The sequence below is a fragment of the Candidatus Pantoea symbiotica genome, assembly GCF_056491525.1.
The window spans coordinates 1,088,470-1,107,428 of the sequence record NZ_JBSZHR010000002.1 but is presented as its reverse complement, the minus strand read 5'-3'; the positions used below and the strand labels follow the sequence as shown (position 1 = coordinate 1,107,428).

At 59.5% G+C, this 18,959-nt stretch carries 16 protein-coding genes; 7 read left to right on the top strand and 9 right to left on the bottom strand.

All coding sequences use genetic code 11. The features are described from left to right. Positions 1 to 42 precede the first annotated feature (42 nt). Together ACXIZX_RS05690 and ACXIZX_RS05685 are read left to right on the top strand one after the other, a co-directional pair. On the top strand, positions 43 to 1,398 hold the full coding sequence (locus ACXIZX_RS05690; RefSeq protein WP_479403761.1) for a formimidoylglutamate deiminase: 1,356 nt from the start codon (positions 43 to 45) through the stop codon (positions 1,396 to 1,398). Continuing rightward, positions 1,395 to 1,934: a HutD/Ves family protein gene (locus ACXIZX_RS05685; protein ID WP_479403760.1), complete on the top strand. Its 540-nt coding sequence runs from the start codon at positions 1,395 to 1,397 to the stop codon at positions 1,932 to 1,934. Before ACXIZX_RS05690 ends, ACXIZX_RS05685 begins: the two co-directional genes overlap by 4 nt. Here the strand turns inward: ACXIZX_RS05685 and hutC are convergent. Then, a complete protein-coding gene (gene hutC / locus ACXIZX_RS05680) occupies positions 1,918 to 2,673 on the bottom strand; it encodes a histidine utilization repressor (protein ID WP_008102577.1) in 756 nt (251 codons plus the stop codon). The genes ACXIZX_RS05685 and hutC overlap by 17 nt on opposite strands. Positions 2,674 to 2,992: 319 nt before the next feature. On the opposite strand from hutC, the gene hutH reads away from it, so the two are divergent. From hutH to ACXIZX_RS05665, 3 genes are all read left to right on the top strand, one after another. Beyond that, the gene (gene hutH / locus ACXIZX_RS05675; RefSeq protein ID WP_179451459.1) at positions 2,993 to 4,546 is read left to right on the top strand and encodes a histidine ammonia-lyase; all 1,554 of its coding nucleotides are present in this window, start codon (positions 2,993 to 2,995) and stop codon (positions 4,544 to 4,546) included. 10 nt (positions 4,547 to 4,556) lie between these two features. Beyond that, positions 4,557 to 6,242: a urocanate hydratase gene (gene hutU / locus ACXIZX_RS05670; protein WP_479403759.1), complete on the top strand. Its 1,686-nt coding sequence runs from the start codon at positions 4,557 to 4,559 to the stop codon at positions 6,240 to 6,242. Positions 6,243 to 6,431: 189 nt separating this feature from the next. Then, positions 6,432 to 7,589, top strand: coding sequence for a M20 aminoacylase family protein (locus ACXIZX_RS05665; RefSeq protein ID WP_479403758.1), 1,158 nt, complete (start codon positions 6,432 to 6,434; stop codon positions 7,587 to 7,589). A 64-nt stretch (positions 7,590 to 7,653) separates the two neighbouring features. Here ACXIZX_RS05665 and ybiB read toward each other — a convergent pair whose 3' ends face one another. From ybiB to ACXIZX_RS05650, 3 genes are read right to left on the bottom strand one after another with little or no spacing between them, the layout of a single operon-like run. Next, on the bottom strand, positions 7,654 to 8,622 hold the full coding sequence (ybiB, locus tag ACXIZX_RS05660; RefSeq protein ID WP_479403757.1) for a DNA-binding protein YbiB: 969 nt from the start codon (positions 8,620 to 8,622) through the stop codon (positions 7,654 to 7,656). Positions 8,623 to 8,667: 45 nt separating this feature from the next. Next, on the bottom strand, positions 8,668 to 10,812 hold the full coding sequence (gene dinG, locus ACXIZX_RS05655) for an ATP-dependent DNA helicase DinG (RefSeq protein ID WP_008102586.1): 2,145 nt from the start codon (positions 10,810 to 10,812) through the stop codon (positions 8,668 to 8,670). Positions 10,813 to 10,872: 60 nt separating this feature from the next. Beyond that, positions 10,873 to 11,763 (bottom strand): LysR family transcriptional regulator, encoded by an 891-nt coding sequence (locus ACXIZX_RS05650; protein WP_479403756.1) that lies wholly within the window; start codon positions 11,761 to 11,763, stop codon positions 10,873 to 10,875. A gap of 124 nt (positions 11,764 to 11,887) precedes the next feature. Between ACXIZX_RS05650 and speB the strand changes: the two genes are divergently transcribed. Continuing rightward, positions 11,888 to 12,844, top strand: a complete 957-nt coding sequence (speB, locus tag ACXIZX_RS05645) for an agmatinase (RefSeq protein WP_061717265.1) — start codon at positions 11,888 to 11,890, stop codon at positions 12,842 to 12,844. Continuing rightward, the gene (locus tag ACXIZX_RS05640; protein ID WP_479403755.1) at positions 12,844 to 13,929 is read left to right on the top strand and encodes an iron-containing alcohol dehydrogenase family protein; all 1,086 of its coding nucleotides are present in this window, start codon (positions 12,844 to 12,846) and stop codon (positions 13,927 to 13,929) included. The genes speB and ACXIZX_RS05640 overlap by 1 nt, the downstream gene beginning before the upstream one ends. Positions 13,930 to 14,266: 337 nt before the next feature. Here ACXIZX_RS05640 and ACXIZX_RS05635 read toward each other — a convergent pair whose 3' ends face one another. From ACXIZX_RS05635 to ACXIZX_RS05615, 5 genes are read right to left on the bottom strand one after another with little or no spacing between them, the layout of a single operon-like run. Continuing rightward, positions 14,267 to 15,628 carry an MmgE/PrpD family protein gene (locus ACXIZX_RS05635; RefSeq protein ID WP_479403754.1) on the bottom strand — a complete coding sequence of 454 codons (1,362 nt, stop codon included), beginning with the start codon at positions 15,626 to 15,628 and terminating at the stop codon, positions 14,267 to 14,269. Next, entirely contained in the window at positions 15,612 to 16,499 is an 888-nt protein-coding gene (locus tag ACXIZX_RS05630; protein WP_479403753.1) for a polysaccharide deacetylase family protein, read from the bottom strand. The genes ACXIZX_RS05635 and ACXIZX_RS05630 overlap by 17 nt, the downstream gene beginning before the upstream one ends. Continuing rightward, the gene (locus tag ACXIZX_RS05625; RefSeq protein WP_061717273.1) at positions 16,492 to 17,337 is read right to left on the bottom strand and encodes a polysaccharide deacetylase family protein; all 846 of its coding nucleotides are present in this window, start codon (positions 17,335 to 17,337) and stop codon (positions 16,492 to 16,494) included. The genes ACXIZX_RS05630 and ACXIZX_RS05625 overlap by 8 nt, the downstream gene beginning before the upstream one ends. 11 nt (positions 17,338 to 17,348) lie before the next feature. Further along, positions 17,349 to 18,170 (bottom strand): ABC transporter substrate-binding protein, encoded by an 822-nt coding sequence (locus tag ACXIZX_RS05620; RefSeq protein WP_061717275.1) that lies wholly within the window; start codon positions 18,168 to 18,170, stop codon positions 17,349 to 17,351. A gap of 16 nt (positions 18,171 to 18,186) precedes the next feature. Further along, a complete protein-coding gene (locus tag ACXIZX_RS05615; protein ID WP_479403752.1) occupies positions 18,187 to 18,951 on the bottom strand; it encodes an amino acid ABC transporter ATP-binding protein in 765 nt (254 codons plus the stop codon). Positions 18,952 to 18,959 lie beyond the last annotated feature (8 nt).

Sequence of the window (18,959 nt, the reverse complement as noted above, 5' to 3'; positions counted from 1 at the left end):
TATGTATATGTATATACAACCTTTCGCCATGCAGGATCAACCATGACAACCTATTTTGCCCCACGCGCGCTGCTGGCCGACGGCTGGCATGAGCGCGTGCTGATTACCACCAACGCAGCCGGACAGATTACACAACTCGCGCCCAACAGCGAGCCCGGCGAGGCCACGCGTCTTGCCGGACCGGTGATTCCAGCGATAGCGAATCTGCATTCACACGCCTTCCAGCGCGCGATGGCAGGACTGGCCGAAGTGGCGGGCGATCCGCAGGACAGCTTCTGGACATGGCGCGATCTGATGTATCGCATGGTGCAGCGCCTGTCGCCCGAACAGGTTGGCGCCATCGCCACGCATCTCTACATCGACATGCTGAAAGGCGGTTACAGCCAGGTGGCGGAATTCCACTATTTGCACCACGATGCGCAGGGTAAACCTTACGCCGATGATGCCATGCAGTTAGCACTGATGGCGGCGGCGGATAACGCAGGCATCGGCCAAACCTTGCTGCCGGTGCTCTACAGCTATAGCGGTTTTGGTTCGCAGCCGGCCAGCGACGGCCAGCGCCGTTTCATTCAGCAAACCGACGCCTATCTGCAACAGCAGCAGCGCGTGGCAAGCTGGAGCGCGGATAAGCCGCTGCTTAATCATGGCATCTGCTTCCATTCGCTGCGCGCGGTGAATGAAGCGCAGATGCAAGAGGTATTAGCCGCCTGCCCGCAGGATGTGCCGGTGCACATTCACGTCGCCGAGCAGGAGAAAGAGGTTAACGACAGCCTGGCGTGGAGCGGCGAACGTCCGGTGGCGTGGCTGCTCAATCGCTTCAAGGTCGATCAGCGCTGGTGTTTAATTCACGCCACCCATCTTGATGACGATGAAATTCAGCGCATGGCGGCGAGCGGCGCGGTGGCGGGCTTGTGTCCGACCACAGAAGCCAATCTCGGCGACGGCATTTTCCCGGCGGTGGAATACATCGCGCGCGGCGGCCGCTGGGGCATTGGCTCCGACAGCCACGTGTCGCTCAGCGCATTGGAAGAGCTGCGCTGGCTGGAGTACGGTCAGCGACTGCGCGATCGTCGTCGCAACCGCATCACCTTGCCCAATCAACCTTCCGTCGGCGATCTGCTGTGGCAGCAAGCCGCACAGGGCGGTGCGCAGGCGTGTGGCTTATCGGCGGGTGAACTGGCGATTGGCAAACGTGCTGACTGGCTGGTGCTGGCAGAGGACGCGTTTCTCAGCAGCGTCAGCAGCACATCTCTGTTGAATCGCTGGCTGTTTGGCGGGCAGCGCGAACAGATCCGTGACGTGTTTGTGGCGGGCAAACAGGTGATTAGCGCAGGCCATCATGCGGCAGAAGAGCACGCAGCGGCAGACTTTGCCGAGGCGATGAGGGCGTTACAATGAGAACCCGTTTTGCCTATGACCAGCTTCCGGTCAGCCGTTGGCGCAACGGCGGCGGTGAAACGCGGGAAATCGTTAGCTATCCGCCGGGCGACGCGCAATTTGCCTGGCGCGCCAGCATCGCCACCATCTCCGCCGACGGGCCGTTTTCGCCCTTCCCCGGCATCGATCGGGTAATTGCCTTGCTGCATGGCGACAGCGTTTTACTTGAGAGTGAACAGGCTCAGCAGCGCTTAACTCCGCTGCAGCCGTGGGCGTTCCCCGGTGAATGGGCGATTGAAGCCACGATTTCTGGTAGCTGTCAGGATTTCAATATCATGACGCGGCGCGACAGCTGGCGGTCTGCGGTGAGCATCGCGCAAGAAACGGTCAGCAGTGAAAACGGCGTGGCGTGGGTGGTAGCGGGCACATGGCAAACATCGGCCGGAGAAAAGCTGACGGTGGATCAAGGGATGTGGTGGCTGGATGAAAAGTTACAGCTGGCACCACAAACGTCGGATGCCAGACTGTTATTTGTCACGCTTAACCGTGTCCTCTAAAGCGACCCAGCAACTTATAGCGTGATCCTGGATAAAGCAGGCGCGCGTAGGTCACAATCTTGTTGTCGCTCCACGTCTGACGACGAATCAACAGGCACGGCTCATGTTCATCCAGCGCCAGATGCTTACGCTGGCGCAGATCCGGCAGCACCGCTTCAACAATATGCTCACCGGCGGTCAGCGGGGCGACGCGCATCAAATAGGTGTACGGCGTCAGCTGATGATAATCCTGACTGAGATAATCCGGCGCCACCAGCGGATTAACCAAACGATCTTCCAGCTGCACCGGCAGATCGTTTTCGTAATGTACAATCAGCGAATGGAACAGCGTTTGCCCGGTGGATAATCCCAGCACCGCCGCCTGTTCGGGATCGGCCTTCATCTGCCCAATCGACAAAATCTTGCAGCTGTGACGATGACCGCGCTGCGCAATTTCATCGGCGATGTTGTGCACTTCGAGCATCGCGGTATAGCCCTTCATCTCTGCGACAAAGGTGCCGACGCCCTGCATGCGCACCAGAAAACCTTCGCTGGTGAGTTCTCGCAGCGCGCGGTTAATGGTCATACGACTGACGCCCAGCTCGTTTACCAGTTCACTTTCAGACGGCACGCGCTGATTAGCTTTCCAGTGGCCTTCACGGATCTGGCTAACGATTGCCTGCTTCACCCGCTGGTAAATCGGCGCAGGCTCATCGCCCATCGCCGCAGCCAGCTGTGCTACTGCTGTTTGCTCCGCCATTTCCTGTTCCTTTAAAGAATAATGCCCAAAGTTTACTGTCTCAGCCGGTAAATGTATATACATCTAATTGTGCAATCCGCCCAGCATTGGTGCAGCTTTCGTGCCATTGCGGTGCAATCCCGCTGCGGTTGCGCCTGTTTCACCGCTTTGCGCCGCAATTCACAGAACAAGAACAATCTGGCATAGCGCTTGCTACTTGTATAGACAAGATTAGACACTTATGCTTCACTCATCGCAATCCACGGCAAATCGGACAGCCACATCGCAAAATATTGGCGTCCAATTCATGCCAGATCACTTGTATAGACAGGAGTAGACTATGTCAGGTTCGGTTCAGGAAATTCGCCTCGTTCCCGGTGAAGTGGACCTCGCGACCTTGCGCAGCATTTATCAAAGCAAGGTAACGCTCACGTTGGCCGATGAAGCGCGCGCAGCGATTGCCCGTGCCCATGAAACCGTCGATGCCATCGTCGCATCCGGCAAAGTGGTGTACGGCATCAACACCGGTTTCGGCAAGCTGGCGCAGACGCAGATCCCTTCGGCGCGGCTGGCAGAGCTGCAGCGCAATCTGGTGCTGTCGCACAGCGTTGGCCTGGGCGATTTGCTGCCGGACAATGTGGCGCGTTTGGTGGTTGCCACCAAAATTATCAGCCTGGCGCGCGGTCACTCTGGCGTGCGCATCGAACTGATTGAAGCGCTGCTGGCGCTGTTCAACGCGGGCGTGATGCCGTGCATTCCGGAGAAAGGATCGGTTGGCGCGTCAGGCGATCTGGCGCCGCTGGCGCATATGTCGCTGATGCTGCTGGGCGAAGGTCAGGTACGCGTCGATGGCGAATTGATACCCGCGATCGAAGGCTTAGCGCGCGTTGGCCTGCAGCCGATAGTGTTGGGCCCTAAAGAAGGTCTGGCGCTGCTCAACGGCACGCAGGTCTCTAACGCGCTGGCGCTGCGCGGTCTGTTCGAAGCGGAAAACCTGTTCGCTGCCGGCCTGATGGCCGGTGCGTTGTCGCTGGAAGCCATTAAAGGCTCGGTGAAACCTTACGATGCGCGTATTCACGAAGCGCGCGGTCAGGTGGGACAGATTAACGTTGCCGCCGCCGTCTCCTCTTTATTATCCGGCAGTGAAATCCTCGGCTCGCACACCAACTGTGGCCGCGTGCAGGATCCCTACTCGATTCGTTGCGTACCACAGGTGATGGGCGCCTGCCTGGATAACCTGACGCACGCCGCGCGCGTATTACAGATTGAAGCCAACGCCGCCTCCGATAATCCGCTGGTGTTCAGCGACAGCGGCGATGTGATTTCCGGCGGTAACTTCCACGCCGAGCCGGTGGCTTTCGCCGCCGATATTCTGGCGCTGGCGATTGCCGAAATCGGCGCGATCTCCGAGCGTCGTCTGGCGCTACTGCTGGATACCGGTCTTTCCGGTTTGCCGCCTTTCCTCGTCAATGATGGCGGCGTTAACTCCGGCTTTATGATCGCCCAGGTCACTGCGGCGGCGCTGGCGTCTGAGAACAAATCGCTGGCGCATCCCGGCAGCGTTGACAGCCTGCCGACCTCCGCTAACCAGGAAGATCACGTCTCAATGGCGACCTACGCAGCCCGCCGCCTCGGCAGCATGTGCTTCAACACCGCTGCTGTAGTGGGTATTGAAGCGATGGCCGCTGCACAAGGCATCGATTTCCATCGTCCGCTGCAGAGCTCGCCGACGCTGGAACAGGAGATGAGCCGCATCCGCGAGAACGTGGCCTTCCTCGATCACGACCGTTTACTGGCGCCGGATATCGAATCCATGCGTCTGTGGGCCAGCGCATCCGCATGGCCTGAATCCCTTACCGCGCTGCTGCCAAGCCAGCGTAAGACTGTTAATTAAGGAATCGATGATGAGCGAAACTTTGACTCAGGCTGTAGCCCGTGAAATCCGTGCGCCGCGCGGTAATGAATTGCACTGCGCCAACTGGTTGATTGAAGCGGCATACCGCATGATCCAAAACAACCTCGATCCTGACGTGGCAGAGCGCCCGGAAGATCTGGTGGTGTACGGCGGTATCGGTAAAGCCGCGCGTAACTGGGAGTGCTTCGAGCAGATCCTGCGTTCGCTGCGCGCGCTGCAGCCGGAAGAGACGCTGCTGATCCAGTCCGGCAAACCGGTGGGCGTGTTCCGCACGCATGCCGATGCACCGCGCGTGCTGCTGGCTAACTCGAATCTGGTGCCACATTGGGCCAACTGGGATCACTTCCACGAGCTGGATCAAAAGGGCCTGATGATGTACGGCCAGATGACCGCCGGTTCGTGGATCTACATCGGTGCGCAGGGCATCGTACAAGGCACTTTTGAAACCTTCGCCGAAGCCGGTCGCCAGCATTACGACAGCAATCTCAGCGGCCGCTGGATCCTCACCGCCGGTTTGGGCGGCATGGGCGGCGCACAACCGCTGGCTGGCGTGTTGGCCGGTGCCAGCGTGCTGGCCATTGAGTGCCAGGAATCACGCATCGATTTCCGTATCCGTACTCGCTACGTTGACCACAAAGCCTACACGCTAGACGAAGCGCTGGCGCTGATTGATCAGGCGAATAAAGAGAAGCGCGCCATTTCTGTTGGCTTGCTGGGTAACGCCGCTGAAATCGTGCCGGAGCTGGTGAAACGTGCCAAAGCGGGCGGCATGAAGCCGGATATCGTCACCGATCAGACTTCGGCGCACGATCCGATTAACGGTTATCTGCCGGTCGGTTGGGATGTGGCGCGCTGGGAAGCAGAGCGTGTCAGCAACCCAAAAGCGGTGGAGAAAGCTGCGCGCGCCTCAATGGCGGTGCATGTGCAGGCGATGCTGGACTTCCATCACATGGGCGTCCCGACCGTGGATTACGGCAACAACATCCGTCAGGTGGCGCTGGATGAAGGCGTGAAAAATGCCTTTGATTTCCCTGGCTTTGTCCCGGCCTATATTCGTCCGCTGTTCTGCGAAGGCAAAGGCCCGTTCCGCTGGGTAGCGCTGTCAGGCGATCCGGAAGATATCTACAAAACCGATGCCAAGCTGAAAGAGCTGTTCCCGGATCACCAGAATCTGCACCGCTGGCTCGACATGGCGCAGGAGCGCATCGCCTTCCAGGGCTTACCGGCGCGTATCTGCTGGCTGGGTCTTGGCGAGCGTCACAAAGCGGCGCTGGCGTTCAACGAGATGGTGCGTAATGGCGAGCTAAAAGCGCCGATCGTCATTGGTCGCGATCATCTGGATTGCGGTTCCGTGGCGTCACCGAACCGTGAAACCGAAGCGATGAAAGACGGCTCGGATGCGGTATCCGATTGGCCGCTGCTGAATGCCCTGCTGAACACCGCAGGCGGCGCGACCTGGGTGAGTCTGCACCATGGCGGCGGCGTCGGCATGGGCTTCTCGCAGCACTCAGGTGTAGTGATCGTGTGTGACGGCACTAAAGAAGCCGATGCGCGCTTAGGCCGCGTGTTGTGGAACGATCCGGCCACGGGCGTAATGCGTCACGCGGATGCCGGTTATGAACTAGCGCAGAGCTGCGCAAAGGAACACGGCTTAAACCTGCCGATGCAGAAATAACGTTCACCTCGCGCAGTATCATCTTAGGGTCGCCATTCATGGCGACCTCTTTTATTAAAACCCGCATATTCCATTCCGCTATAGCCTATAGCCAAATTATTCCGTTCCGCGATAGACGCCGCCATGCGCTTGCCACTACAGTAAATACATTATTTTGCAGCTCACGCTGCTAATGGAGAGCCTTACTTTATGAGCCTGCCTGCTGCACTGCTGGAAAACGCCCTCAACTGGCGTCGTCAGTTACACCAACATCCTGAACTGGGTTACCAGGAGCAGCAGACCAGCGAGCTCGTCGCGAAGATACTCACCGATGCCGGATTACAGGTGTTTCGTGGCTTAGCCGGCACCGGCGTGATCGGCACCTTAGAGAACGGTCCCGGACCGGTTATTGGCCTGCGCGCCGATATGGATGCGTTACCGATCACCGAAAAAGGCGATCCGCAGTGGAAGTCGCAAAAAGCCGGCGTCATGCACGCCTGTGGCCATGATGGTCACACTTCTATTCTGCTGGCTGCGGCCTGTCAGCTGGCGGCCACGCGCAACTTCAGCGGTACCATTCACTTCATCTTCCAGCCCGCCGAGGAGAATCTCGGTGGCGCGCGCAAGATGGTGGAAGAAGGTCTGTTCCAACGCTTCCCGATGGATGCGGTGTACGCCATGCACAACTGGCCGGGCATGCCGGTGGGCACGCTGGCGGTGAATCCGGATGCGATGATGGCGTCACTCGACTCTTTCGAAATTACGCTGCACGGTAAAAGCTGCCATGCGGCGATGCCGGAAAGCGGTGCCGATCCGATGGTGGTGGCCGCCGAACTGATTCTGGCGCTGCAAACCATTCCATCGCGTCGCCTGTCACCGCTGGCTTCGGCGGTGGTGAGCGTGACGCAGATTCACGGCGGTGAAGCGATTAACGTCATTCCTGAGCAGATTGTGTTGCGTGGCACGGTGCGATGTTTGCAGACCGACGTGCGCAATCGCGTGCGCGGTCTGATTGAGGATTTTGTCACTACGTTGCCGCGCCCGTTTGGCGTCAGCGGAGAGATTCACTGGTATCCCGGATATCCGGTCACCGCCAACCATGCAGAGCAAGCCGAACAGGTGCGTGCGGTGGCGGTTGATGTGCTCGGCGAGTCGCAGGTGCATTGGCAGGTGAACCCTTCAATGGCTTCGGAAGATTTTGCCTGCATGATGGAAGCCTGTCCCGGCGCCTATTTCTGGCTCGGTGCCGATGGCGCAACGCCGTCCGCCCCGCTGCATAACGCCCATTACGACTTTAATGATGAGCTGCTGCCGATCGGTATTACCTTCTGGCAGCGGTTGGTGGAGAGCGTGTTAGCGAAAGCGTGATTACGTGTTTGCGGTCGCCATGAATGGCGACCCTACGAAAACCGCGCGATGCACCTGGCAGAACTCAGATTCCCGCCTGTTTTAACCGCCCTTCCGCGTCCGCCATGCTGACCGATTCCCCGGTTGCCACCAAACAACACGCCAGCTGCAAACGCAGCGCCTGTGGGACCGCGCGTTCCCCGACTAACACCTGATTGATCCACTCGGCGGTATCCTGCGCGCTTTTGCTTTCCGGCAGTTCAACGCTGACTTCCGGCTGGCGTTCAACCCATACTTCCGCTTCTGCACCCGCACCGCGAATGAAGTTAATCGCCGGGCAGCGCTGCGGATTGGCATACACCTCGCCTTCGGTGCCGTTGAGCAGAATTGCCGGTGCATCGATATCCTGGAAGAATTTCCCTACGCGCGGCACATATTCCGGATGCGAGACGCTGGCCAGACGCAGCGCGGCGCGTTCGGCAAACGGCGTCGCCAGTTTCGCCAGCGTATGCGCACTGTTACGCACGCCCATGCGCCAGCGCAGCGACAGCTGTTGCGCCATCGGCGCACACAGATGATCAATGGTGATAAATGCCAGCTCGCCGTTATCCAGCTTCGCCTGCGCCTGTGCGGCGGAGGTCATGGGCGCGATGTCCAGCGCCGCCAGCACCGCTTCGGTGGTGATGCGCGTGGGATCGTCGCTAACGCCGTGCAACAGCACCGGGAAGCCGAGTTTCACCAGCAACAGCGCCAGCAGCGGCGTCAGATTGCCCTGACGACGCGCACCGTTGTAGCTGGGAATAACAATCGGCATCGGACGATGAGCCGGTGCCTGCAACCGCATCATCTGCTGCTGCATCGCGTGGTAAAAACCGCGCATCTCCTCTTCGCCTTCGCCCTTGATGCGCAGCGCAATCAGCACGCCACCCAATTCCAGCTCCGGCACTTCACCGGCCAGCATCGCGCTGTAGAGCGCCTGCGCGGTGTCGAAATCGATATCGCGCGCGTGATTTTTACCGCGCCCAATCTCTTTAATGATTTTATTCAGTTCCATCAGGCATTCCCGCTTCCAGGGCGCGCCGCCGTGCGGCTGCCAAAGTTAGATTTTCTTACTGCGACTTTTTTTCGGCTTGTCACTGCTGGCTTCCGGCATCGGCGGTTGCTCAATCGGGAACACCGGTAACGCGGCCAGCAGTCGGCTGCCATAAGCTTTGTTGAGCAGTCGGCGATCGTAAATCACGATTTCGCCAAAGCAGCTGTGGCTGCGAATCAAACGTCCTACCTGTTGAATCAAGGTAAAGGAGGCGCTCGGCAAGCTCTGCACCTCGAACGGATAGCGTTTCAGGCTCTTCAGCCATTCGCCCTCGGTCAAAATTACCGGACTGTCCACCGGCGGAAAAGCGATTTTATGGATATGCACCTGCGACAGCAGATCGCCTTTCAAATCCAGCCCTTCGGCGAACGATTGCAGGCCAACTAAAATGCTGGTTTTACCGGCTTCGACGCGTTCCCGGTGCAGCGCCACGAGGCGCGAACGTGGCTGGTCACCTTGCACCAGCATTGATAAACGCAGCTCCGGAATGTGCGCGACAAACTGCTGCATCGCGCGGCCGCTGGCGAACAGCACCAGCACGCCTTTGTGCTTCTCTTCGGCTATCTGCTGACGGAAGAAACGCGCCATCTCGGCGATGTGCTCCGCTTCCTGCGCCATCTGCGGCTCAAACTGCATCTGCGGAATCACCAGTTTGCCCTGATCGATATGGTTAAACGGTGAATCCAGCGCCACAAAGCGGTCGCCGGCTTTCTCGCTCAGCCCGGACATCTCCTGCAAACGGTTAAAGCTGTTGAGCGATCGCAAAGTTGCCGAGGTCACCACCACATGCGGGATTTTGCGCCACAGGATTTTTTCCAGCTGATCGCTCACGCGAATGCCCGCGCAGTGGAACAGCAGATGCGCCTGGCCTTCACGGATCTCACGCGTAATCCACTTCGACACCGGCGCATTCGAGGCTTTCTCCATCGCCGCCAGCCGCCACAATTTACTGATTGATTCGAACCAGCCAAAGTGGCGATTGAGCTGAATAATCGCTTTATGCAGCCGCATGATGTCAGCTTTACCGGTTTGATCGCCCAACTCATTGAGCAGGCCTTCGCTCAGGCCACGCAGCGCATCGCTCAGTTTGAACAGCCGCGCGCACAGGCTCAGCAGCTCTTCCGGCAATTCGCCCAGTACAAAGCGGAACTCGCCCGGCTGATTATGGCCCGGCAACAGCGGATTGAGGGCATCGCAGAGAATCTGCAGCAGCTCACGCATTTCATCGCAGTGGCCTTTCAGGCGTTCCGGATTGGTGAGCGGCGGCGGGGATTTCGGGCGGAACTGCACCATGATGGTTTCCACCAGCCGCACAAACAGATCGAGTTGCAAACTGCTCCAGCCTGGCGTGATCTCTGCGCTCATCTCCAGCGCATCGCGCGCCACTTCCGGCAGATGATGGCCTTCGTCCAGCACCAGCATCAGGTTTTTCGCCGGTGGCAGCACCGATTCATTCTCCATCGCCGCCATCACCAGCGCATGGTTGGCGACCACCACATCCGCCTGCTCAATTTCGCGACGCGCGACAAAGAACGGGCATTCACGATACCAGCGGCAGTGATGGCCGAGGCAGTTGGCTTTGTCGGTGGAGAGGCGTTGCCACAAGCTGTCGTCAATGTTGACATCGGTGTGATCGCGCAAGCCATCCCAGCGGTAGCTGCTGAGCTGCTTCTCCAGCTTGGCGCAGAATTTCTGCTCCTCTTTCGAGCCGGTGACCGCCTCTTCATCAAGATAGAGCAGCAAATCGCCCTGCTGATCTTCGGTCGCCGCCAGCGCCGCAAGGTTGCGTGGACAAACATAGCGTCCACGGCCAAAGGCAGCGGTAAAGGTGAGATCGGGGATGATTTTCTTCAGCAGCGGCAGATCCTTGGTGAAGATCTGATCCTGTAATGCCACGTTGGCGGTGCTGATCACCAGCCGTTTTTCCTCGGCGCGGCTTACCGCAATACCGGGAATTAAATAAGAGAGGGTTTTGCCGACGCCGGTTGGCGCTTCAATCGCCAGATGACGCCCTTCGTCACCGGCCAGACTTTTCGCCACTTCGGCAATCATCTGGCGCTGCGGCGCGCGCGGAATAAAGTCAGGAACCTGCTGCTGCAGCGCCTTATACCATTGCGCAATCTGGCTTTTTATCGCTGCTGTCAGGGCCATTTTCGTTACTGTTTGCTGAATTGGCCTGTATTTTTACACAGTATTGGCGCAGCGTCAGCTTTAGCTGCTATTTTTTCGCGCTGGATTCAGAATTTCACGCATCGCGCGGATCAAGGTTTCCCGCGCGCGCCCACGGCGAAAAGCAAAAGAGAAAGGCGCGCGGAAGTGGAAATGGTGCGGCAGCAGACGGCGCAGCGCGCCCTGCTGTTCCCAGCTGCGCGCATAGTGTTCGGGTAAATAGCCAATGAAGCGGCCGGAGAGAATCAGCGTCAGCTGCGCTTCGATGCTCTCAACCGATGCGTTGCTCTGGCGGAAGCCGCGCTTGTTCAACTCCTGCTGATTCCAGTAACGCCGCGTCACCATGCCGGTTTGCTGCACGGTGCGCACATCCGGATGACCTTCAGCCAGCGGATGTTCCGGGCTGCAATAGAGCCAATGCTGCTCTTCATACAGCGGAATGGTCATCAGATTGCTGGCGCGCAGCGGGAAGTGACCAATCGCCAAATCCAGCCGATCCTCCAGCAACTGCTGCTGCAACTCATTGGGATCGCGCACGCTCAGATTGAAAAACACCGCCGGAAAGCGCTGATTAAAACGCGCAATCGCAGCGGGCAGATCCAGCGTGCTGTCGGTGACGGTGGCGTCCACCACGCCAAGCGAAAAAGTGCCGCCCTGCGCGCTTTTCAAGGTTTCCACCTGCTCCTGCCAACCCGCCAGCGTCGCCAGCATCTCCTGACTGTAGCGATAGAACTGTTCGCCTTTACTGGTCAGAGTAAAGCCGCCGCGTCCGCGCTGACAGAGGATAAAACCGAGCTGAGTTTCCAGCTCGCTCATGTAGGCGCTGATGGCGGGCGTGGTCATGTTCAGCGCCTGCTGCGCGCGCGAATAGCCCTGATTTTCCACCACGCTGGCGAACACCTGCAGAAGTTTGAGATTGGGAAGCGTCTGCACCGATTTTCCTTCAGTGATTGCTGACTAAAGTTAAGTAATCTCTGAAGTGATTATCTGCTGTCAAGGATTTTTCCGGCGCGCGGGCTGGGTAATGATGGGTTTCACCTGACTGAAGGAGTGCGTGATGACCGATTTCCCCCAGCCGCAAGGCGGCAACGAGATGCCCCGTTTTGCCGGACGCGGCACCATGATGCGTTTGCCCGCCGCTGACACACCGGCCAATTTGGATGTGGCGTTCGTCGGCATTCCGCTGGATATCGGCACCTCGCAGCGCAGCGGCACGCGCTATGGCCCGCGCGCCATTCGCGCCGATTCCGTGATGATCCGCCCTTACAACATGGCTACCGGCGCCGCGCCCTTTGATTCGCTGCGCGTCGGCGATCTCGGCGATGTGCCGATCAACACCTACAGCCTGCTGAAATCGGTTGATATCATCGAAAACTATTATACCGAGCTGAATAACTGGCCGATTATCCCGTTAACGTTGGGCGGCGATCACACGCTGACGCTGCCGATTTTGCGCGCGCTGGCGAAGAAGCATGGGCCGATGGGTCTGATTCACATTGATGCGCATACCGATACCAACGACGAGATGTTTGGCGAGAAGATCGCGCATGGCACCACGTTCCGCCGCGCGGTGGAAGAAGGCCTGCTCGACTGTCAGCGCGTGGTACAGATTGGACAACGTGCGCAAGGCTACGCCGCCGACGATTTTCAGTGGGGCGTCGATCAGGGCTTCCATCTGGTGCCCGCCGAGCAGTGCTGGTATCGATCGATGACGCCGCTGATGGCCGAGGTGCGCGCGCGTATCGGCAACGGCCCGGTGTATCTCTCTTACGATATCGACAGCTTCGATCCCGCATGGGCGCCTGGCACCGGCACGCCGGAAGTGGGCGGTTTAACCTCGATGCAAGGGCTGGAGATCGTGCGCGGCTGCCGTGGACTCAATCTGGTGGGCGGCGATCTGGTAGAAGTCTCGCCGCCGTATGACATCAGCGGCATGACCTCGCAGCTGGCGGCCAATATCCTTTATGAGATGCTGTGCGTGTTGCCCGGCGTCCGTTACACAGAGAACAAGTGATGACACAACAGAATCTGGTGTTCCCGGCGCGCGTGCTGCGCGGTGCGGGCGTGATCAATCAATTAGGCGCGATCTGCGCCGGGCTGGGCCAGCGTGCGCTGCTGATTGGCGGCCATCAGGCGTTGCAGGCGGTAGAAGCGCAGGTCCGCGCGCAACTGCTGGCGGCCAATGTCACGCTGCTGGCGCAAGAGTGGTTTGGCGGCGAAACCTCGATCAATCACATCGACCGTTTAGCGGCGCTGGCAGCTGAACTGGACGCCGAGGTGCTGATTGGCGTTGGCGGCGGTAAATCACTGGATACGGTGAAAGCGGTGGGCGCACAGCTCGGCTTGCCGGTGGTGACGCTGCCAACCATCGCCGCCACCTGTTCTGCGGTAACGCCGCTGAGTATTCGTTATGACGACAACGGCAATTTCTTCGATATCTTCCCACTGCCGCAGGCACCAGCAGCAGTAATTATCGACAGCGAGCTGCTGGCAAAAGCGCCCGCCCGCTGGCTGGCCGCGGGGCTGGGCGATACGCTGGCGAAGTGGTACGAGTTCCGCGCGGTCAGCGCACGCCATCCGGCGCGCGATGGCAATGCGCTCTCGTCACTAGCGCACAGCCAGATTTGTTATGACGTGATTGCCGAACACGGCCCGGCGGCCTATGCCGCAGTGCTGCGCGGTGAGAGCAGCGCGTCGCTCGATCAAGTGCTGGATGCGATTTTCACCTGGGCAGGATTAACCTCGCTGATGAGCAACGGCGCACACGCGGCAGCTTCGCACGCGATTTATGAAGGCTTTACCTTCTGCGATAAAACCCGCGAGTTTGGTCATGGCCTGCTGGTCGGCTTCGGCAACCTGTGTTTGCTGGCGCTGGAGAATCGCGCCGATGAAGAAGTGCTGGATGAGATGCGCCTGGCGCGCGACTGCGGCGTGCCGCTGACGCTGAGCGAGATTGCCGAGCTGGATGAGCATGAGCTGGCGCTGATTGTGCGTGAATCGGTGCATGCGCCGGATATGGAGAACATGGCCGAAGCGGTGACCGAAGCGCGGTTGCTGGCGGCGATGGCGCGGATTGAGGGGTTGGCGGGCAGGATTTAATAGCGGTCGCCATTAATGGCGACCCTACGGCGAAATGCGCGGATTTTGTAGGGTCGGCATTTATGCCGACCTGACTGAGCGTGAGCTGGCGGCGATGGCGCGGATTGAGGGTTTGGCGGGCAGGGTTTAATAGCGGTCGCCATTAATGGCGACCCTACGGCGAAATGCGCGGATTTTGTAGGGTCGGCATTTATGCCGACCTGACTGAGCGTGAGCTGGCGGCGATGGCGCGGGTTGAAGGGTTTGGCGGGCAGGGTTTAATAGCGGTCGCCATTAATGGCGACCCTACGGCGAAATGCGTGGATTTTGTAGGGTCGGCATTTATGCCGACCTGGTTTTACCTTATCGCCAACAACCCCACCACTTCCCGCACATCCGCCACTTCATCCAGCTCCAGACACACCGCCTCGAGCCGTTCGACTTGCTCCAGCGGCAACACGCGCGCGGCCAAACTGCGGTACTTCGCCAGCAGCGCATCCAGCGTGAGCGGATTGGTCGGCGCGCCTGACGGCACCGGCACATGCTGCTGCCACTGCGCGCCCTGCTCGGTTTCCAGCCGCACCCACGGCTCGTCGTCGCGGCTCTGCTGCGCATCGATCACCAGCTCAATACGCGCCAGCAACGCTTCCACATCAGGATGCAGCCGTTTGGCGTCGTCATAACTCGCCAGCTCCGCTGAGCCGTACAGTGCACGCGCCACCAGCGCATACGGCAGGCTCATCTGCGCCGCCGCCAGGCTGTGTAACTCACGACCGCCACACATCTCCAGCAGGAACGGATTCACGCCCACCACGATGCGCGCGATCTGCTCTACGCGTACATCATGCTGGTGTAGCAGGATCCCCAGCGCATCAATCGCCGCGTGGGTGCCACGGCACGAGGCGTAAGGTTTGATCGAGCAGCGCGCCAGTTTCCACACGTCGCCGAGATCCGCCGTTAAGGCCTGCGGCTGCTGAGTATCTGCCGCTAAGGTTTGCAGGAAGCCGCCCCAGCGCGGTTCAAACACCGCCGAAGGGCCGCTGATACCGCGTTGTGCCAGCAGCGCGGCTTGCACGCCACCTTCTGCGGCGCGCGCGGCATGCAGTTTTTTGGTGTGCGAGCCGTCATGAATAAAGCCCCACAACCCACCGCTGAAGCTGGCAGCAATGCCCAGCGCAGACGCACACTGCACGCGATCCAGCTGCAGCAGCGAACACACCGCCGCCGCCGCACCAAATACGCCGCAGCTGGCGGTAGAGTGCCAGCCTGCGCCGTTATGCGCCGAGTACCCGCCGCAGGCTTCTAACACGCGGCGGCCGACGTCATAGCCGATCACCATCGCCACCAGCAGCGCTTGTCCGTCCACCGGCTGCGTCGCCAGTGGCAAGGCCGCCAGCAGCGCCGGGATCACCACTGCGCCGGAGTGATCGCAGCCGCCAGTGTCGTCGAGTTCATACATATGCGCCGCCACGCCGTTCAGCCACGCCGCCTGACGCGGATTGGCCTGCTGCGCGCTGCCCCAAATCTGCGCCTGCTCGCGTCCACCTTCGGCCTGCACCAGCGCCAGACATTCGCGCCAAATCGGGCTGTCGCAGCCCGCCAGCGAAGCACCGAGCGTATCAAGCAAATGACGTTTCGCCTGCTCCACCAGCGGCGCAGGCAGTTGTGCAAAACGCGTCTCGGCGATAAAGGCCGCCAGTTGATCAAGCGTGCTCGCCATGCGCACCTCCAATGATGCGGGTAAACACTTCCGCCGGATGGGATAAATCGTTATCCGGCTGCGTCTGCCAATGCGCCGCCGCCTGCTCGGCGGTGGCGATCCACACGTTGTGTTGTTGCAGCGTGTCAAGCAGCGCCCGCAGCAAACCAATGCGTCCGGCGGTGCCGATAATTTCCGGGTGCAGGCGCAGCAAGTAGCACAGACCAAAGCGGTGGAAGCCGTGGAAATCCTGCGTCATATTCGCCAGCGTTTCCGCATAAGGTGCGATACGCGATTGCCCTGGCGGAATCGCCGGGCTGAGGTTGAAGGCAAAATAAGGCTCATCTTCCAGCGTGTAGTGCATTGGCAGTTCCACCAGGCGCGTGCCGGGATGGAAGTACGGTAAATCGTCGCCGCGCCAGCTGGATGACCAGCGAATACCGCGTTCTATCAGCGCCTCGGCCAATCCCGGTTTCCACTGCCCGGCGGGCGTGCGGAAGCCGACAATAGCGCGGCCGGTGATGTGCGCCAGTTTGTCGCAGCCGCGCGTCACGCTGGCAATTTGTTGCTCCAGCGTGAGTAACGAGAAATCTTCATGCATATCGCCGCTGCAGGCAATTTCATGGCCTTCGGCCACCATACGCTGCACCAGTTCCGGCTGCTCTTCGGCAACAATCGCGGGCATACACCATGTGGCTTTAAGCTGTTTTTCCGCCAGCAGCGCCAGCAAGCGATCAACGCCGCGCAGCGTGCCGTAGCGCCATACCGATAGCGTTTTATCGCGCCCCGCCACCGCCGGTGCCTGAGTGAGAATGCCGTGGATATCGTTGAAGTCGATGGTGATGATCGCCGCCGACTGGAAGTCCAGCGGCCAGCGTGAAGGTTCAGTCATGCTGTTGCTCCTGCAAATACCACTGCGCCACCGCATCGCATCGCGCAAACCACACGTCATCGCGCGCCGTCATATGTTCAAACAGCTGTTCGAGCAGCAAAATGCGTCCCGGTTGGCCGGAGATTTTCGGGTGGAACAGCGTGGTGAGGCACAAGCCTTCATCCATCGCGCCATCGAACTCTCGCTGCCAGTTATCGCGCGTGTGCGCATAGCTGGCGATACGGTCGCCGCCTTTGGGGAAATCGGGCTGGCGCGTGTAGGCCAGCGAGGCGTAATCATCCATCTCCCATTTACCGGGGATCTCCACCAGCGGCGTATGGCCCGCCACCGGAATGCTGTAGGGACGATCGTCGCCGCGCATGCTGCTGGAATAAATCACGCCCGCGTCGCGCAGGATTTGTGGCGTTTCGGCATGCCAGTCGCCCGACGGCGTGCGAAAACCGCAGGCGGTGATACCGAGAATGTTGTGGAAAATTTCAGCGGATTTCGCCATTACCGCACGCTGTTCATCCGGTGAAATCGCCCAGAAGGATTCGTGGCGATAGCCGTGATAGGCCACTTCGTGGCCCTGTTCGATAATCGCCTGACACTGCTGCGGCCACTGCTCCACCACCCACGCCGGCACAAAAAAGGTGGCAGGAATATGAAAGGCGCGCAGCAGGTCAAGCAGACGCCCGAGCGCGCGGTACGGCCCGTAAGCCCCAAAGGTAAAATACTCTGGCGTTGACCACAGGCTGCCATTCAGCATGGCATCGCCGGTGGGACCGTCGAGGTCAAACGCCAGCGCCATACAGCCGCGTTTACCCTGCGGCCAGCGCACTGCGCCCGGTTGTTGCATCTGCGCGCTCCTTAGCCCTGGTTAACGGTAGCCTTCGCCACGCCGTTGTCTGCCAGGCCCCATTTGCCGAGGATTTTCTGGTAAGTGCCATCGGCAATCATCGCGTCGATCGCCGCCTGAATCGCCGTTGTCAGCTCGCCCGCATCCTTACCAATCGCCATGCCGGTGTACTGGAAGGAGAAGGCTTTATCCAGCGCCTTATATTTGCCCTTTTCCAGATCCATGATGTACGGCAGGGTTTCGCTGCCCTGCACCACGCCATCCAGACGGTTCTGACGCAGCTGAGTACGCGCATCGGCGGTACCTTCGGCGCCCACCACGATGATCGCGGGCTTACCGGCCGCTTCACAGTGCGCTTTTGACCAGTTAGCAATTTCCAGTGGGAAGGTGGTGCGACGGCTGGTGCCGACTTTCTTGCCGCACAAATCCATCGCGCTGTTGATATCGCTGCGCGCGGATTGGGTGTAGAACTGCGGGCCGGTTTTGAAGTAGTCGATAAAGTTAACCACCTGCTGGCGCTCTTTGGTGTCCGTCATGCCGGACATCACCAGATCAACGCGCTTGGTCACTACCGCGTTCACCATCTGCTCGAAGGCAATCTCCTGCCAGTTGATCTTCACGCCGAGCTTTTCACCAATCGCCTGGCCGAGATCGTAATCCACGCCGGTCAGCTGGTTAGTGGCCGGATCTTTAAAATCCATTGGCGGATAGTTCGGCATGATCGCCACGGTCAGTCCTTTCTCTTTGATCGCAGCAGGTACGGCGATATCTGCCCAGGCAGAGGATTGCAGCAAAACGGCGGCACTGATGGCACTCAATAACAGCTTTTTCATATTCACCCCGGTAATGTTAAAGAAGAATCGCGTTAATAAAGTTTTTCATCCGTGGATTTTGCGGGTTCAGCAGAATGTCTTCCGGTGCGCCCTGCTCGATAATGCGTCCCTCGTCCATAAACACCACCTGATTGGCCACCTCACGGGCAAAGCCCATTTCGTGCGTGACCACCAGCATGGTGGTGCCCTCTTTTGCCAGCTGACGCATCACCGCCAGCACTTCGCCCACCATCTCCGGATCCAGCGCCGAAGTGGGTTCGTCAAACAGCATCAGTTTGGGTTTCATTGCCAGCGCGCGGGCAATCGCCACGCGCTGCTGCTGGCCGCCGGAGAGCGACTGCGGATAGTCGTGCGCTTTGTGCGCCAGACCGACGCGCTCGAGCAGCGCCATCGCCTCTTCGCTGGCTTCGCGCCTTGGACGCAGCAGTACGCGACACGGCCCTTCGGTAATGTTCTCCAGCGCGGTTTTGTGTGGGAACAGGTTAAAGCGCTGGAACACCATGCCGGTTTGCAGGCGCTGACGCGCAATCTGCTTGTCGCTCAGCGCATGCAGTTTGTTACCGGCGATGCGATAGCCCGCCAGCTCGTTGTCGACCCAAATCCCGCCTTTATCGACCTTCTCCAGCTGATTAATGCAGCGCAAAAAGGTGCTTTTGCCGGAACCGGATGGACCGAGGATGCACATCACCTCGCCGTAGTTCACTTCGAGGCTGACATCCTTCAGGGCGTGGAACTGGTCGAAATATTTGTTCACCTTGACGGCGCGCACGATGTTTCTCATGTTGGGCT